The organism is Streptomyces sp. NPDC015346, assembly GCF_043078785.1.
GTDB lineage: Bacteria > Actinomycetota > Actinomycetes > Streptomycetales > Streptomycetaceae > Streptomyces.
In genome coordinates this window covers 658,575-675,237 of the sequence record NZ_JBIBTW010000001.1, presented here as the reverse complement: position 1 = coordinate 675,237, position 16,663 = coordinate 658,575, and the positions used below count along the sequence as shown (strand labels likewise).

Annotated in this window: 14 protein-coding genes, 1 tRNA gene and 1 pseudogene; 6 read left to right on the top strand and 10 right to left on the bottom strand. The window is 70.4% G+C overall.

The features are described from left to right. Positions 1–4: 4 nt before the first annotated feature. Positions 5–298: pseudogene (locus ACF06X_RS03020) on the top strand (tyrosine-type recombinase/integrase); the annotation flags it as partial. Between the two features lie 72 nt (positions 299–370). On the opposite strand, the gene ACF06X_RS03015 reads toward ACF06X_RS03020, so the two are convergent. Next, positions 371–445 (bottom strand) — tRNA-Val (locus ACF06X_RS03015). 156 nt (positions 446–601) lie between these two features. On the opposite strand from ACF06X_RS03015, the gene ACF06X_RS03010 reads away from it, so the two are divergent. From ACF06X_RS03010 to ACF06X_RS03000, 3 genes are all read left to right on the top strand, one after another. Continuing rightward, positions 602–1,378: a DUF4097 family beta strand repeat-containing protein gene (locus ACF06X_RS03010; protein ID WP_392285405.1), complete on the top strand. Its 777-nt coding sequence runs from the start codon at positions 602–604 to the stop codon at positions 1,376–1,378. Positions 1,379–1,487: 109 nt separating this feature from the next. Then, the gene (locus ACF06X_RS03005; RefSeq protein ID WP_392285404.1) at positions 1,488–2,813 is read left to right on the top strand and encodes a hypothetical protein; all 1,326 of its coding nucleotides are present in this window, start codon (positions 1,488–1,490) and stop codon (positions 2,811–2,813) included. A 10-nt stretch (positions 2,814–2,823) separates the two neighbouring features. Next, a complete protein-coding gene (locus ACF06X_RS03000) occupies positions 2,824–3,057 on the top strand; it encodes a zinc ribbon domain-containing protein (protein ID WP_392285403.1) in 234 nt (77 codons plus the stop codon). A gap of 36 nt (positions 3,058–3,093) precedes the next feature. On the opposite strand, the gene ACF06X_RS02995 is transcribed toward ACF06X_RS03000, so the two are convergent. From ACF06X_RS02995 to ACF06X_RS02985, 3 genes are read right to left on the bottom strand one after another with little or no spacing between them, the layout of a single operon-like run. Further along, positions 3,094–4,044 (bottom strand): HAD family hydrolase, encoded by a 951-nt coding sequence (locus ACF06X_RS02995; protein WP_392285951.1) that lies wholly within the window; start codon positions 4,042–4,044, stop codon positions 3,094–3,096. A 14-nt stretch (positions 4,045–4,058) separates the two neighbouring features. Further along, positions 4,059–6,620 (bottom strand): phosphoribosyltransferase, encoded by a 2,562-nt coding sequence (locus tag ACF06X_RS02990; protein WP_392285402.1) that lies wholly within the window; start codon positions 6,618–6,620, stop codon positions 4,059–4,061. A gap of 23 nt (positions 6,621–6,643) precedes the next feature. Continuing rightward, positions 6,644–7,876 (bottom strand): HpcH/HpaI aldolase/citrate lyase family protein, encoded by a 1,233-nt coding sequence (locus ACF06X_RS02985; RefSeq protein WP_392285401.1) that lies wholly within the window; start codon positions 7,874–7,876, stop codon positions 6,644–6,646. A 213-nt stretch (positions 7,877–8,089) separates the two neighbouring features. On the opposite strand from ACF06X_RS02985, the gene ACF06X_RS02980 reads away from it, so the two are divergent. Continuing rightward, a complete protein-coding gene (locus ACF06X_RS02980) occupies positions 8,090–8,929 on the top strand; it encodes a TerD family protein (RefSeq protein ID WP_392285400.1) in 840 nt (279 codons plus the stop codon). A 69-nt stretch (positions 8,930–8,998) separates the two neighbouring features. On the opposite strand, the gene ACF06X_RS02975 is transcribed toward ACF06X_RS02980, so the two are convergent. The 6 genes from ACF06X_RS02975 to ACF06X_RS02950 form a co-directional block, all read right to left on the bottom strand. After that, complete coding sequence (locus ACF06X_RS02975) at positions 8,999–9,736, bottom strand: Tellurium resistance (protein ID WP_392285399.1); 738 nt, start codon at positions 9,734–9,736, stop codon at positions 8,999–9,001. 120 nt (positions 9,737–9,856) lie between these two features. After that, a complete protein-coding gene (locus tag ACF06X_RS02970) occupies positions 9,857–10,999 on the bottom strand; it encodes a DUF475 domain-containing protein (RefSeq protein ID WP_392285398.1) in 1,143 nt (380 codons plus the stop codon). 29 nt (positions 11,000–11,028) lie between these two features. Further along, complete coding sequence (locus ACF06X_RS02965) at positions 11,029–11,604, bottom strand: TerD family protein (protein WP_392285397.1); 576 nt, start codon at positions 11,602–11,604, stop codon at positions 11,029–11,031. A 163-nt stretch (positions 11,605–11,767) separates the two neighbouring features. Next, positions 11,768–12,343, bottom strand: a complete 576-nt coding sequence (locus ACF06X_RS02960; RefSeq protein WP_158986948.1) for a TerD family protein — start codon at positions 12,341–12,343, stop codon at positions 11,768–11,770. A 126-nt stretch (positions 12,344–12,469) separates the two neighbouring features. Continuing rightward, positions 12,470–12,928, bottom strand: coding sequence for a peroxiredoxin (locus tag ACF06X_RS02955; protein ID WP_392285396.1), 459 nt, complete (start codon positions 12,926–12,928; stop codon positions 12,470–12,472). 158 nt (positions 12,929–13,086) lie between these two features. Then, positions 13,087–13,509, bottom strand: a complete 423-nt coding sequence (locus ACF06X_RS02950) for a DUF3052 domain-containing protein (RefSeq protein WP_392285395.1) — start codon at positions 13,507–13,509, stop codon at positions 13,087–13,089. A gap of 410 nt (positions 13,510–13,919) precedes the next feature. On the opposite strand from ACF06X_RS02950, the gene aceE reads away from it, so the two are divergent. After that, on the top strand, positions 13,920–16,652 hold the full coding sequence (gene aceE, locus ACF06X_RS02945) for a pyruvate dehydrogenase (acetyl-transferring), homodimeric type (protein WP_392285394.1): 2,733 nt from the start codon (positions 13,920–13,922) through the stop codon (positions 16,650–16,652). Positions 16,653–16,663 lie beyond the last annotated feature (11 nt).

The window sequence follows — 16,663 nt, the reverse complement described above, 5'->3', positions numbered from 1 at the left end:
CGCGCGGCCGGCGGAGCCGGGGCACGGAGCGGGGCGCAGACAGGATCGCAGGCCCGGGCGACGGGCCGCGCGCGGAGCGAGCCGCCTTGATGAAGTAGAGAAACCTTCACCGCACCTTTCCTGCGGTACGGCGACACTGCTCACCGCCGCCGGCGTCCCGCCCCGTGTCGTGATGGAGATCCTCGGGCACAGCCAGATCGCCGTGACGATGAACGTCTACACCCACGTCGTCCAGGACACCCAGCGCGAGGCTGTGAGCCACATAGACCGGCTGCTCAGGAGCCGTCCTCGGGCGTGACCAACCGTCCCCGTTGATGTCCGAAGTAGATGTCAAAGGCCCCCAGCCATGATCGACTGGGGGCCTTTGTGCTGGTGGGCGCGGACGGTTTCGAACCGCCGACATCTGCTTTGTAAGAGCAGCGCTCTACCCCTGAGCTACGCACCCGTGGAATGAGGCAACAGCGTACATGGCCCATGGGTGTGTCCCGCAAACCGGTGGTTCCGGGGGTTAGCCCCACCCCCGGGGCGGTGGGTCGCCGGATCGTGGGTGGGGGGAGGGGGGTCGTAGCTTGGGGGGAATGTCAGCGGTTCGCCTGGGGGAATGATCGTCATGGGTAGTCGTCGTCGCATGCGCGCGCTCCTCGCCTTCGGCGGGGCCGTCGTCGTCGCGCTCGGGGTCGGTGGGTGTGGGGGTGCGGACGTCGAGGGGGCGCCTGTGGAGGAGAAGGCCTTCGCCTTCTCCGGGGACGTGCTCACGATCGACGCCCACGACTCCGAGCTGGAGATCGTGCCCGCCGACATCCAGGACGTGCGGGTCGCCCGGCAGGTCGACGGGTGGGTGTTCATGGGGGAGGGGCCCGACGCCGTCTGGGGGCTGGAGGGTGGGCGGCTCACGTTGCGGGTGGAGTGCGACGCCGTGGCGAGCGACTGCGACTCCGTGCATCGGATCCAGGTGCCCCGCGGGGTCGCCGTCACCGTGGAGGACGACAACGGGAAGGTGACGGCCGACGGCTTCGACACCGCCCTGACGATACGGTCCGACAACGGCGCCGTCGTCGTCCGTAACGCCTCCGGCCCCCTCGATCTGACCAGCGAGAACGGCGAGGTCGTCGTGGCGGGCGGCACCACGTCCGGCCAGGTCGTCGCGCGTGCCGACAACGGGGCCGTACGGCTCTCGCTGAGCGCCGTGCCGCGCCGGGTGGAGGCCGTCAGCGACAACGGGGAGATCGACATCGCCCTGCCCAGAGCCTCGTACGACATCGACGGACGCAGCGACAACGGCGAGGTCCGCATCGACGTGCCGACCCTGAAGGGCAGCGCCCATGTCGTGACCGCGCGGAGCGACAACGGGGAAGTCGTCGTCCGCAACGCGAACTAAAGGGCCGGTGTGTTCGTCTCTACCTGGTGGGAGAATGAACCGACCGGGCAGCGCGGCGATCACAGCACGGGAGAGGGACGTGGCGGCGACTCACGCAGGAGGCACGTCCATGCTGCGGCTCGCGCTCGCGCTTCCGCTCCTCGGCCTCGCTCTCGCCCCCGCCGCCTTCGCCGGCGGCGGTACGCGACGCTGGTTCGGCGGCCGTGGGGAGAGTCAGCGGGCCGAGGCCCAGGCCGCGAAGGACGACGCCGCCGCCGCGTTCTACGAACTCGACACCGCGCAGCGCGATCTGCGCCTCTCCATCGAGACGATCACGGCCGTCGACGACTCGCCCGGTGCCCGCCGCGCCATCGACGGTTTCGCGGCCCTCGGACGGCGGATCGACGAGGTCAGCCACGCCTACATCACCGCCGTCGACGCGCACGATCTCGACCGGGACGAGCTGGACGGGGCCACGGCCGGCCGGGCCCGGGCCGAGCTGACACGCGCCAAGGACGAGCTCGTACGGGTCAAGGGGGAGCTGGACCGGTTCACCGAGGGGCTCGGGCCGCTGCTCGACAAGGCCGAGACACAGCTCGCCCGGCTCGGCCCCGCCGCCGAGCGTGCGCGACAGGCGCTCCGGAACGCGAGCACCGCTCTCGACACGGTGCGCGGGTCCGGTCTGAGAGCGGATGATCTCGCCGCGCGTCTCGCCGCCCTCGGGCCCGAGCTCACCAAGCTCAACGAAGGCGCCGGCCGCCACGGCGTCACCGAGACCCTGCAGCGCGCCGACCGGATCCTGCGCGACGCCGAGGCCGTCCGCGTCGAGGCCGAGCGGCTGCCCGAGCGCGCCGCCGAGATCGACAAGCGGCTGGTCACCCTCCGTACCCGCGCCGAGGCGCTCACCACCCGGGCCGGGGCGGTCCAGCCCGTCCTCTCCGAACTCCGGCGTCGCTTCTCCGCCGCCTGCTGGCAGGACCTTCAGCACGTTCCCGAGCAGGCCGCCGACAGCGTCCACCAGGCCGAGGAGAGGCTCCGTGAGGCCGCCAAGGCACGCGCCGAGCAGCGCTGGCCGGACGCCACCAGCCTCCTCACCACCGCGCGCGCCCTGCTCAACGCCACCGACGAGGCCGTCTCCGCCGCCGGCGACCGGCTCCGCCGTCTCGACGCCGTCGCCAAGGACCCGCGCCACGAGACCGACCGCGCGCGGTTCGCCATCCGCGACGCCCAGCGCCTCGCCATGGCCGGCCGCACCACCCCCGACCCGCGTCACGCCCGTCCCCTCGACGACGCGGTCGTACGGCTCGACCGGGCGATCGCCGCGCTCGACAGCGAGCGCCACCCCGACTACTGGCACTTCCTCGTCGAGCTGGAGGCCATCCGCGCCACCGCCGCCCACGTCGTCGAGGAGATCAGGGAAGAGCGGGGCGGGGGCAAGGCCCGCGCCGCCCGCTAGCCTGGTGGGCATGCCTCGCTACGAATACCGCTGCCGGACCTGCGGCGACACGTTCGAACTCAACCGTCCCATGGCCGAGTCGTCCGCCCCGGCCGCCTGCCCCGAGGGGCACGACGACACCGTCAAGCTGCTCTCGGCCGTCGCCGTCGGCGGTACGGCGGCCCCCACCGCCGCCCCGCGAGGCGGCGGCGGAGGCGGTGGAGGCGGTGGGGGTGGCTGCTGCGGGGGTGGCTGCTGCGGCTGAACCGAACCCGAGCCTGAGCCCGAGCGGTGCTCGGGCTCAGGCCGGGTCCGGGGACGGCACCGGGGCCGGGGCCGCATCCAGAACCGGGGCCGCGGCCTGTGCCGGGGCCGCATCCAGAACCGGGGCCGCGGCCTGCGCCGGGGCCGCATCCAGAACCGGGGCCGCGGCCTGTGGCGGTACCGACGCGCGATGCTCCCGTACCGAAACCAGGAAACGGCGCAGGATCTCCTCCCCCGCCGCCACACCACGCTCGGCCAGCACGTCCAGGTGCGGGGCCGTCCACTCCGTGTCGGCCAGTTCGCCGTGGCCCGGCCGCCAGGCGCGGTCGGCGGCGAGGAGGAGGTCCGCGTCGAGGAGCGAGTCCCCGGCCGCCAGCGTCAGGCCGGCGCCGCAACGCCGGGCGACCTCGCGCATCGCCGCGCTCTTCGTGAGCGGCTTCGGCACGGCGTACACCTTCCGGCCCTGAAGCGAGACCGTCCAGCCCCGGTCCTCCGCCCACTCGCCGAACCGCTTGAGCCACTCCTCCGGCAGCCGCTCGCGCTCGACGACCAGGTACGCGAAGAGGTCCTCGGCCACCCGGTGCTTGCGCACCCAGGACAGGTCGGTGGTGGCGGTGAAGTAGGCACGGATCTCCGCGAGCGGCGCGCACTCGTCGGCGAGCCGGCGGACCACGCTCTCGTGCCAGTCCTGGTCGCTGACGCCGTCGACGAGCAGGTGCCCGCCGTTGGCGCAGATGGCGTACTGCGGTTCCCGGCCCGGGAGTTGGACGCGCTGGTACTGCTTGCGGGTACGGGTCGTGGTCGGCACGAAGACGGCCTCGGCGGCCAGCTCCTCCAGGAGCGCGGCCGCGTCCTCCGTCAGGTAGGAGAGCGGTTTGCTCTCGTGCACCTCGACGCTGAGCAGCCGGGGCGCCTGCGCGTCGGGCATGCCGAGCGCGAGGGCGGCGGAGGAGTAGATGAGCGTACGGTCGAGGTCGCTCGCGACCATCACGGTGGTGGTGCTCACTGGGAGATCACCGCCTTCCCGTCGGCGCCCGTGGCGCCGCGTGTGTACTGCGGGTGGATCAGGCCGACGCAGGTGTACGGGAGTTCGTCGACCTCCTCGACGGGCACCCCGCGCTGTTCGGCGAGGAGGCGTACGTGGGCGAGGTCGGCGCCCGCGCCCCGCTGGGCGAGGATCTTCCAGGGTACGCGCCGCAGCAGGACCCGGGTCGTCTCGCCGACGCCCGGCTTGACCAGGTTGACGTCGTGGATGCCGTACTCCTCGCTGATCCGCTCGACGGCCGCCCAGCCCTCCCAGGTGGGGGTGCGGTCGGTGGCGAGGAGCTCCTTGACCTCGGTGTCGACGGCCGTCCCGACCTCGTCGAAGCGGGCGGCGACGGCGTCGAGGAAGGCGCCCGACACGTCCGAACCGGCCAGCTCGCGGTAGAACTTGCCGCCGTGGAAGTCGTCGGGTCCGACGAGGTCGGCCCGCAGGACCGTACGCGATATCAGGCCGGACACCGTGGAGTTGAGGCAGGCGGACGGGATGAGGAAATCCTCGCGGGTGCCGTAGGTGCGCACGCACGAGCCGGGGTCGGCGAGGACCGCGATCTCCGGGTCGAAGCCGGTGATGCCCTCCTTCGCCTCGAACTCCGTGAGCGCGTCGGCGAGTTCGCGGGTGATGGCGCCCTTGCCGGTCCAGCCGTCGACGAAGACGACGTCGGCCGGGTCGTGGTGTGCCGCGAGCCAGCGCAGCGCGTTGGCGTCGATGCCGCGGCCGCGCACGATGGAGACGGCGTAGTGGGGCAGGTCGAGTCCGTGGCGGGCCTGCGCCCAGCGGCGCATCAGGACGCCGACGGGCGTGCCGGCCCGGGCGAGGGAGACGAGCACGGGCGTGCCGCTCCCCCGGCCCGACTTCTCGGCGAGGACGGTCTCGGTGACGACGCCGACGGCGCGGGCGATCCGGGCGGCGGAGGTCTCCAGGGCCGCGTGGAAGAGCTCCTGGTACCGGTCGCTGGGCTGGTACTCGACCGGCAGCGACTCCGCGTAGTGGGCGCCGCCGCTCTGGATGGCCTCCTCGCGCTCCTCGGTCGGGGCCTCCAGCTCGACGTCCGAGAGGTCCTGGAGCAACCAGCCGACCTCGTCGGGCGCGTACGAGGAGAAGGCGGGGCCGCGGAGGGGCTCGGGCAGCATGGAGCTCCTTTCGGGAGCTTCGGTGGCGGGAGCGGGGAGGTGGCTGGTGGGAGTGGCACTCGGGACGGAGTCCAGGGCCGGAGTCCGCCCGGAGCCCAGGGCCCGGCTCGGGGTGGAGTCCGGGACCGAGCCGGGTATGTAGCTCGGGACGACGGCCAGGACCACGTGCGGGACGTGTGCCGCGAGCTGGGCCAGCAGGCCGTCGGGGGCGTGCAGTGCGGGGGTGTCGGCGGCCGAGTCGACGACGGCGACGACCGCGTCGAAGCCGGCCCCGGCGACGTTGTAGGCGTACCGCTCCCCGGGCCCGTCGGCGGGCGTGTCGTGCGCGGGGAAGACGATCCTGGTGCGTATGGCGTAGCCGGGGTCGTCGACGGCGAGGACGGGCGAGCGGGTGGTGGTGGAGTACGAGACGTCCAGGCCGGCCAGCTCCAGCTCGGTGCCGAGCCGCAGCGGCGCGTACATCAGCTCCTCGAAGCCGAGGACGAGGACGCGCGGCCCCGCGGGGCGCAGCGCCTCGGCGAGCCGCGCCGCCATGTCCGGCAGGGCGGCCTCCAGGCGGGCACGGTGCTCGGGCGTGAAGCCGTGGCGCCCGCCGTCCGGAACGCCCTCGGGCCAGTCCAGGGCGACGCGTACGGGCTCACCGAGCGGCGCCCGGGGCGCGGGCACGGCGGGCCCGGCGGGGGCCGCCGCCGCCTCGTAGCGGGCCACCAGCTCCTGGCCCTTGCGCAGGACGCCGTCCGGGAGGGCGACCGTGCCGGCCGCCAGGGTCAGCAGGTCGACCCGGGCGCCGATCTCGGCCGCGAAGGCGGTGAGCCGGTCACGGTCGTCGGGGGTGCGCATGTCGACCAGGGCGACGATGACGTACCGGCTGCGCGGGTACCGCTCGTGCAGGTCGCGGATGGTGTTGAGGACGGTGTTCCCGGTGGAGAACTCGTCGTCGACCAGGACCAGCGGCCCCTCACCGGCCAGCAGCTTCGGGTCCTCCGGGAGCAGCAGGTGCGAGGTGGCGTGCGAGTGCGACTCCTCGAAGCCGCCGGCGGGGGCGACGCCCGCCACGGGCCGGCGCGTGGAGTGCAGGTAGGGCGCGAGGCCCACGCCGTCCGCGACGCTGTGGCCGAGGCCGGTCGCCGTCTCCGCGTACCCGAGGACGACGGCACGGGCGGCCTCCTCGTCGCCGAGCAGCCGCCGTACCCGTACACCCAGGTCGTACCCCGCGCCGCGGACCACCGACGGGCGCTGCGGCACGTGCTTGCCCAGCACGTTGGAGACCAGCAGATGCGCCCGCCTCGGATTGCGGCGCAGTGCGAGGCCCAGCAGGCCCGGAAGCCGCTCGTCGCCGTTCAGTTCGACGCCGAGCCGCTCAGCGACCCACGTTCCCGACCACACCACGTTCCGATTCACCTTCCGTCAGCTCAGCCGGCCAGTCCGGCGGTGAGCAGGTCCACGAAACCGACGTCCTCCTTGGCGACGCCGAAGACCTCCGCACGCAGCAGGGTCCGTTCGGCCCACGCGCGGTGCGGCTTCACTTCGTTCATCTTGTTCGTGTACGTGGAGCGCAGCACGCCGCCGCCGCCCCGTTCCGGACGCAGGATGTCCTGGGCGTCGCTGTACTCCTCGTGGCTGACCACGGAGAGGGCGTGCACCGGCACCACATGGGTGGGGTGGATGCAGGTCTTGCCGAGGAGGCCATTGGCCCGGTCGAGTTCGATCTCGCGCAGCAGCCCGTCGAGGTCGTGCTCGATGAGTGCGGTACGCAGGTCCTCCGCGCGGCCCTCCAGGAAGGGGCTGCGGCGCAGCTGTGGCTTGAACATGCGCTCGCCGAGCCGGAAGTACTCCCAGACCGGTCCGGTGATGGTGAACCCGGTGCCGTCGGAGCGGCCGAGGACGTTGACGACGTCCGCGATGACATGGGCGACGAGCTGGACGTCGTAGGCCGTCATGTCGGGCGAGCGGCGCAGTCCGTAGGCGGAGCAGAAGTCGGTGACGCCGAGTCGCAGGGCGAGGACCCGGTCGCGGTACTTGTCCACGGTCGTGGCGATGCCGGCGAGGGTCTCGGCGCGGGTCTCCAGGTGGAGCAGCTCGGGCGACTCGAGGACGGGCATGGCGAAGAGCCGCCGCCCGCAGGTCTTCTCGGCGGCGGTGAGCGCCTCCAGGAAGGCGTGTCCGCGCCGCTCGGTGAACTTCGGCAGGACGAAGCCGGAGAGGAGGTGGACGGTGTCGCCGAGGCGCGCGACCAGATCGGTGATCTGGTGGGGCTCCCGGACCCGGATGAAGAGCAGGGGTACGTCCAGGGGCGCGTCCCGGGGCACGTCCAGGGGCGCATCCGCACCGGCCTCCGCGCCCACGCCCACGTCCCCGCCCGTGCCCGCCGCCAGGGCGGCGAACTGGCGGACGAGGTTGGCCTCGGCGGCCTCCACGTCGGCGTCGGCGATGGAATCCTCCAGGCAGAGCACCATGGAGACGACCCCGCGTGCGGCCTGTTTGCGCACGTCGTCGGCGAGCCTCGGCCGGGTGGCCGGGCTGTAGAGCGTGGCCCCGAGGGCCACGGCGAGCGTGCTCGCCGGGGAGTCGGACGTGAACTCGGCCGGCTCCTGGTGGAACAGCCCGGCCCGCGAAGCGGACGGGATGTGCCCGAAATGACGCATGTAACTCCCCCGACTGCCTCTGTGGGCTCTGACGACACGTGGCCGGTAATAGTACGTAGGTGCGGGTGTCCTTAGTTCCCTGGTCGCATGAAATCCAGGTAACTCGTCCGTATCTGTCTCATGCCTCGCGGATCGCCCTCCCGGGGGCCTTCCGCGCCGCCACGCGGATCGGTACGGCCCCCGCGTTGTCCAGGCGTCCGCGGGGAAGGCAGGATGACGGTCATGACGCACGCGATGCTGAAGGGCTCCAACGTCCCTCTCGACACCGCGGCCGTACGGGCCGTGCTCCGCTGGACCCCGGGCCCCGGGGTCCCCGACGTGGACGCCTCCGCGCTGCTGCTCGGCGTCGACGGGCGCGTGCGCTCCGACGAGGACTTCGTCTTCTACAACCAGCCGCGCCATCCTTCGGGGCTGGTGCGGCGGCTGCCGAAGAAGCGGGTGGCGGAGGGTCTCACCGACACGGTCGAGGCCGATCTGGGCGGGCTCGACCCGTCGGTCGACCAGGTGGTGATCGCGGCCTCCTCGGACGGCGACACCTTCCGGTCCGTCTCCGACCTGCGGATTCTGCTGTACGACGCGACGGCGCCGGACCGGGAACCGCTGGCGCTCTTCGACGTCACGGCGGAGACCGGCGAGGAGACGGCGATCATCTGCGGCGAGCTGTACCGGCGCGGGGACACCTGGAAGTTCCGCGCGGTCGGCCAGGGCTATCCGACCGGGCTCGTCGGTCTCGCCACCGACTTCGGCATCTCGGTGGACGAGGGCACGGAGGAGGACACAGAGGCGGGCGCGGACGCGAGCGCGAGCGCGAGCCCTGAGGAGCGCCGTGCCCCGGAGCCGGATCCGGACGCGACGGTCGTCCACCACACGCCCGTGGGCGTACCGCCGCAGCCGACCGCTCCCCCGGCGCCCGTACCGGCCTACGGCTATCCGCAGCCGGCCGTGTCCGCGCAGCCGGCGTACGGCTATCCGCAGCCGGCCGCGGCCGCCGCGCCCGCGCCGGACCCGAACTTCCGGATGCCGCCGATGGGCCCGCAGTTCGTCCGTCCCTAACGACTCCCGCGACGCCGCCCGCGACGGGGCCCGCGCCGGCGCCCGTAACGGCGCCTCCGTGGCCACGCCTCAGGCCTTCGTCTTGTAGCCGCGCCCCCATTGCAGGCCCCAGCCGTAGAGCCGGTCCAGTTCCGCCTGGAAGCCGTACACGAACTTCACCTCCCGGCGGACGACGAGCTCGTCCTTGACGTTCTCGACGGTCAGCACCGCGCAGGAGCGGGCCTGTGGGGCGCGCTCGTCCAGCTCGATCTCGATCCTGGGCCCGTTGCTCGGGTAGAGCGTCACCTTGGCGTGGGTGCGGTCGAAGGCCGGCGTCTGGTCGTAGATGTAGACGAAGAACAGCAGGCGCTTGATCGCGTCGCGGTGGTCGAGATTGACGAAGATCGTCTCACCGGACGATCCGCCGAACCGGTCGTCGCCGCTCAGATTCACGTACGGCGGCGAGTTCAGGGATCCGAAGAAGCCGCCGAGCGGCTGGATCACGCCCTTGCTGCCGTCCGCCAGCTCGTACATGCAGCCGAGGTCGAGGTCGACGTTGACCACGCCCTGGGTGTGCGCCTGGACGACCTCGGGCTTGAAGAGCTTCGAGGGGTGGCGCAGCAGACTCCCGCTCTGCCGGGAGCGGCCCTCGATGTCCGAGGTCCGCATCCGCCAGGAGAGGTTGACCCGAAGATTGCCGGTGGCCGCGCCCTGTTTGGTGAGCGAGACCGACGGGCGCCGGCGGGTCAGTTCGATCGAATTGCTCGCGGCGCTGCCCGAGTCGAACTGCGCCGTCCTGCCAGGAAAGAGGCCGTCCCAGAAGGCCATGCGTCCCCACCCCCCACTCGACATCACGACTTACGCGACGACATACGCGACGGCATACGCCGCGGGGCGGCCGGGTGCACCGGCCGCCCCGCAGTGAAGCGTTCCTCATTGCCGGGGCTGTCACACCCCGGACGACACCTCGTTCTTGTCCGAGGCGTCAGCTTTTCCCTCGGCCGCCGCGAGAGCCTTGTTGCGGCGCACGGAGGACAGGAAGGACGCGGCGATCAGGAGCACCCCGACGCCGCCGGTGATGAGCTCGCTGATCTCGTGCTGGATGGTGATGAGCAGGATGACGGCGAGCGCGCCGATCGCGTAGTGCGCGCCGTGCTCCAGGTAGACGTACTCGTCAAGGGTGCCCTGGCGGACCAGGTAGACCGTGAGCGAACGGACGTACATCGCGCCGATGCCGAGGCCGAGCGCCATCCAGAAGATGTGGTTGGTGATGGCGAAGGCGCCGATGACTCCGTCGAAGGAGAACGAGGCGTCGAGGACTTCCAGGTACAGGAAGAGGAAGAACGCCGCCTTGCCGGCGAGGCCGACCGCGGAGACCTCCTTGCCCTGCTTCCTGGCCTTCTCCTCCTCCTCGTGCTCGCGCTCCTCCTCTTCCTCCAGCTTGTTCTCGAAGTAGCCGGAGAGGCCGCCGACGACCAGGTAGGTGATCAGACCGGCGACACCGGAGAGCAGCACGGTGGCCGACTTGTCGGCGTAGCCGGTGCTGGTGTGCGCATGGGTGGCGAAGGTCATCGCGGTGAGGAGCAGGACGATCAGGGCGATGCAGACCGACAGCATGTCGACCTTGCCGAGCTTGGCCAGCGGGCGCTCCAGCCAGCGGAGCCACTTGATCTCCCGCTCCTCGAAGATGAAGTCGAGGAAGATCATCAGCAGGAACATACCGCCGAAGGCGGCGATCGCCGCGTGCGCGTCGGTGACCAGGGCCTCGTACCGCTGAGGCTGGTCCATGGCGAGCTGGACGGCCTCGATGGGACCGACCTTCGCGCTGATGGCGACGATGACGACGGGGAAGACCAGCCGCATGCCGAAGACCGCGATGAGAATGCCGATCGTGAGGAAGATCTTCTGCCAGAAGGCATTCATCTTCTTCAGGATGCCGGCGTTGACCACCGCGTTGTCGAAGGACAGGGAGATCTCGAGGATCGACAGGATCAGTACGACCCCGAACGCCTCCCACCCCCACTGCCAAGCGGCGAAAGCGAGGCCGGCCGCCGTGACGGCGAACGACCACCCGAAGGTTTTCAGAACCACTGTCTACCCCATCGTTTTATGTACCGGCTTTACGAAACGTTGACCCCGAAGTCTAGGGCGATGCCCCGAAGGCCGGACGCGTACCCCTGTCCTACGGCCCGGAACTTCCATTCACCGCCGTAGCGGTAGAGCTCGCCGAAGATCATCGCGGTCTCGGTGGAGGCGTCCTCGGAGAGGTCGTAGCGGGCGAGCTCCTGGCCGTCCGCCTGGTTCACCACGCGGATGAACGCGTTGCTGACCTGGCCGAAAGTCTGTCCTCGGTTGTCGGCCTCGTGGATCGAGACCGGGAAGACGATCTTGTCGCAGTGGGCGGGGACCTGGGTGAGGTCCACGATGAGCGACTCGTCGTCGCCGTCACCCTCGCCGGTGAGGTTGTCGCCGGTGTGCTCGACGGAGCCCTCGGGGCTGGTGAGGTTGTTGTAGAAGACGAAGAACTCGTCCCCGAGCACCCGTCCCGACTGGCACAGCAGGGCGCTGGCGTCGAGGTCGAAGGGCGCTCCCGTGGTGGAGCGCGCGTCCCAGCCGAGGCCGACCAGCACCTTGGTGAGATTGGGTGCGGCCTTGGAGAGGGAGACATTGCCTCCCTTGGCGAGCGTGACGCCCATGATGTGGTTCCTCCCCGGTGAGTACCGCTGATGCTGCTGGTGCTGCTTGTGCTGCTGCTGGTGCTCGTGGTGCTGCTGTGGTGCCGCTGATGAGGCACGTCCGGCGCCGCACGGAGAGTGCGGCGCCGGACGGGTCGGTGTCGTGCGGTGTGGTGCGGACGACTCAGACGTTGACGCCGAAGTCGGCCGCGATGCCGCGCAGGCCCGAGGCGTACCCCTGGCCGACCGCGCGGAACTTCCACTCGTCGCCGTTGCGGTACAGCTCGCCGAAGACCATGGCGGTCTCGGTCGAGGCGTCCTCGGAGAGGTCGTAACGGGCGATCTCGGCTCCGCCGGCCTGGTTCACGACGCGGATGAACGCGTTGCGGACCTGGCCGAAGGACTGCTGGCGGTTCTCGGCGTCGTAGATCGACACCGGGAAGACGATCTTGGCGACATCGGCGGGCACCGTGGCCAGGCTGACCTTGACCTGCTCGTCGTCACCCTCGCCCTCGCCGGTGAGGTTGTCACCGGTGTGCTCGACCGAGCCGTCGGCGCTCTTCAGGTTGTTGAAGAACACGAAGTCCTGGTCGTTGCGGACCTTGCCCTCCGCGCTGACCAGAATGGCGCTGGCGTCGAGGTCGAAGTCCGTCCCGGTGGTGGTGCGGACGTCCCAGCCCAGACCGACGGTGACGGCGGTCAGGCCAGGGGCCTCCTTGGTCAGCGAGACGTTGCCGCCCTTGCTGAGGCTGACTCCCACGAGTCCCTCCATGTGGTTTCCAGGGGCAGCGCCCCCGTCGTGCGTTGGCATCGGATCAACGACTGGATCCTAGTGACGGGTTCCCGGCCAGGACAGACGATTCACCCCGATGTCCGGAGGGCGTGTCTAGAGGGTGTCGAGCGCCTTGAGGTAGTCGTCGAGGTCGCGGGCGTCCGGCAGGGCGTTGACGACGCTCCAGCGGACCACGCCCTCCTTGTCGATGATGAAGGTGCCGCGGACCGCGCAGCCCTTCTCCTCGTCGAAGACGCCGTAGGCGCGCGAGGCCTCGCCGTGCTTCCAGAAGTCGGAGAGCAGCGGGTACTCCAGGCCCTCCTGCTCGGCGAAGACGCGCAGGGTGTGGATGGAGTCGTTGGAGACGGCGAGGAGCTGGGTGTCGTCGTTGACGAACTTCGGCAGGTTGTCGCGCAGCTCGCACAGCTCGCCGGTGCAGACGCCGGTGAACGCGAAGGGGTAGAAGAGCAGCACGACGTTCTTCTCCCCCCGGTAGTCGGAGAGCTTCACGGTGCGGCCGTGGTTGTCCTTGAGCTCGAACTCCGGGGCCTTGGTGCCGACCTCGATCGCCATGCGTACGCGTCCCTTCCGCTGGACCTTGTGGCCTGGGTGACCCGGTCGACCGCCATTGGGCCGAACAGGTGAAGGGCCAGCTTAGGACGCGGCCGCGGGGGCCCACGCACAGAGCCCCCGCCGACCGAGGTCGGCGGGGGCTCCTGCTGCTTGGGGGATCAGCGCTTGGGGGCGACGAGCCGGGTACCCGACCAGTCCTTTGCCACGCTGATGCTCTTGGTCTGGGAGAAGCCGGCGGTCTGCGCGGCATCGCTGATGTCGCTCGGCTCGACGTAGCCGTCCCGGCCCGTCTTGGGCGTCAGCAACCAAAGGTTTCCGCCGTTGTCCAGCAGGCCGATGGCATCGACCAGGGAGTCCGTCAGGTCCCCGTCCTCGTCGCGGAACCAGAGCACCACGGCGTCGGCGACGTCGTCGTATTCCTCGTCCACGAGATCCGACCCGATGATGGACTCGATGCCTTCGCGGAGATCGAAGTCGACGTCGTCGTCGTAACCGATCTCCTGGACCACCTGTCCGGGCTCGAACCCCAGCCTCGCTGCCGGGTTGGTCCGCTCCTCCGCGTGGTCCGCGGTCGCGCTCACGGCTTGCCTCCTGATCATGTAATGGAAAATGCTTCGGCCACGCGCGTACGCGCGGCGCTGGCCGTAGTCCACACGTGCTGGGCGGATCGCGCAAGTACCGGGCCGTCGAGACCGCCGAAACGGTGACGTTTGGGGCCGTCTCGCCGCAACTTCCGAGCCGCATCCACTCCGCTCCGTGAGGACGGGCACACGCTTCGTACCGCTTTGTGGTCTTCCGCGGTTTCAGTCTGCCGAACGTGCGGACGGAACGCATGTGCGGGTTGAGCGTAAGGTTGCGATTTGACCCAACCGGGCACCCCGTGGGGGTTACCCCTCGGTAGAGATGACGTTTGACACCGACGGGGTACACGATGGACGTCCCGGCCTCCTGTGGGCTCCATCGAAGCTCCACCGAACAGCGAAGGAACAGCGTGGCTTCCGGATCCGATCGCAACCCGATCATCATTGGCGGCCTTCCCAGCCAGGTCCCGGACTTCGATCCGGAGGAGACCCAGGAATGGCTCGACTCCCTCGACGCCGCCGTCGACGAGCGAGGCCGTGAGCGGGCCCGCTATCTCATGCTCCGCCTGATCGAGCGGGCCCGCGAGAAGCGCGTGGCCGTGCCCGAGATGCGCAGCACGGACTACGTCAACACCATCGCGACCAAGGACGAGCCGTTCTTCCCCGGCAACGAGGAGATCGAGCGCAAGGTCCTGAACGCGACCCGCTGGAACGCCGCCGTGATGGTCTCGCGCGCGCAGCGCCCCGGTATCGGGGTCGGCGGCCACATCGCCACCTTCGCCTCCTCCGCCTCGCTGTACGACGTCGGCTTCAACCATTTCTTCCGGGGCAAGGACGAGGGCGACGGCGGCGACCAGATCTTCTTCCAGGGCCACGCCTCCCCCGGCATCTACGCCCGCGCCTACCTGCTGGACCGGCTGAACGAGACGCAGCTCGACGCCTTCCGCCAGGAGAAGTCGAAGTACCCGAACGGACTGTCGTCGTACCCCCATCCGCGGCTGATGCCGGACTTCTGGGAGTTCCCGACCGTCTCGATGGGTCTCGGCCCGCTCGGCGCGATCTACCAGGCCCGGATGAACCGCTACATGGAGGCGCGCGGAATCGCCGACACCTCCAAGTCCCACGTCTGGGCGTTCCTCGGCGACGGCGAGATGGACGAGCCGGAGTCGCTCGGCCAGCTGTCCATCGCCGCCCGCGAGGGCCTGGACAACCTGACCTTCGTGGTCAACTGCAACCTGCAGCGGCTCGACGGTCCGGTGCGCGGCAACGGCAAGATCATCCAGGAGCTGGAGTCGCAGTTCCGGGGCGCCGGCTGGAACGTCATCAAGCTGGTCTGGGACCGCTCCTGGGACCCGCTGCTCGCGCAGGACCGCGACGGCATCCTGGTCAACAAGCTGAACACGACGCCGGACGGGCAGTTCCAGACGTACGCGACGGAGAGCGGCGCCTACATCCGCGAGCACTTCTTCGGCGACGACCACCGGCTGCGCGCGATGGTCGAGAACATGACCGACGAGCAGATCCTCCACCTGGGCCGCGGCGGTCACGACCACAAGAAGGTCTACGCGGCCTTCGCGGCGGCCAAGGCCCACAAGGGCCAGCCGACCGTGGTGCTCGCGCAGACGGTCAAGGGCTGGACCCTCGGCCCGAACTTCGAGGGCCGCAACGCGACCCACCAGATGAAGAAGCTGACGGTCGACGACCTGAAGCGCTTCCGCGACCGGCTGCACATCCCGATCACGGACAAGCAGCTGGACGAGGGCTACCCGCCGTACTACCACCCGGGTCGCGACTCGGAGGAGATCCAGTACATGCACGATCGCCGCAAGGCGCTGGGCGGGTACGTGCCGACCCGTGTCGTGCGGGCGAAGCCGCTGGTCCTCCCGGAGGAGAAGACCTACGCGGCGGCCAAGAAGGGTTCGGGCCAGCAGTCGATCGCCACGACGATGGCGTTCGTCCGCATCCTCAAGGACCTCATGCGGGACAAGGAGATCGGCAAGCGCTTCGTGCTGATCGCCCCCGACGAGTACCGCACCTTCGGCATGGACGCGTTCTTCCCGAGCGCCAAGATCTACAACCCGCTGGGCCAGCAGTACGAAGCCGTGGACCGCGAGCTGCTGCTCGCGTACAAGGAGTCCCCGACCGGCCAGATGCTGCACGACGGCATCTCGGAGGCGGGCTGCACCGCCTCGCTGATCGCCGCCGGTTCGGCGTACGCGACGCACGGCGAGCCGCTCATCCCGGTCTACGTCTTCTACTCGATGTTCGGTTTCCAGCGGACCGGCGACCAGTTCTGGCAGATGGCCGACCAGCTCGCGCGCGGCTTCGTGCTCGGCGCCACCGCCGGCCGTACGACGCTGACCGGTGAGGGCCTCCAGCACGCGGACGGCCACTCGCAGCTGCTCGCCTCGACGAACCCCGGCTGTGTCGCCTACGACCCGGCCTTCGGCTTCGAGATCGCGCACATCGTCCAGGACGGCCTGAGGCGGATGTACGGCCCCGACGCCGAGGACGTCTTCTACTACCTGACCGTCTACAACGAGCCGATCCAGCACCCGGCGGAGCCCGCGGACGTGGACGTCGAGGGCATCCTCAAGGGCATCTACCGCTTCAAGTCCGGTGAGGCGGGCGCCATCCCGGCGCAGATCATGGCGTCGGGCGTCGCGGTGCCGTGGGCGGTCGAGGCGCAGCGGATCCTCGCCGAGGAGTGGAACGTCCGCGCCGACGTCTGGTCGGCGACGTCCTGGAACGAGCTGCGCCGTGAGGCCGTCGAGGTCGACCGGCACAATCTGCTCCACCCGGACGAGGAGCAGCGCGTCCCGTACGTGACGCGGAAACTCTCCGCCGGGGAGGGCCCGTTCGTGGCGGTCTCCGACTGGATGCGCTCGGTTCCGGACCAGATCTCCCGCTGGGTGCCGGGCGCCTACACCTCGCTGGGCGCGGACGGCTTCGGCTTCGCGGACACCCGTGGTGCGGCCCGCCGTTACTTCCACATCGACGCCCAGTCGATCGTCCTGGCCGTCCTCACCGAGCTGGCTCGTGACGGCAAGGTCGACCGGTCGGCCCTGAAGCAGGCCGTGGACCGCTACCAGCTGCTCGACGTGACGGCGGCGGACCCGGGCGCCGCGGGCGGCGACGCGTAACACCGTCCGGC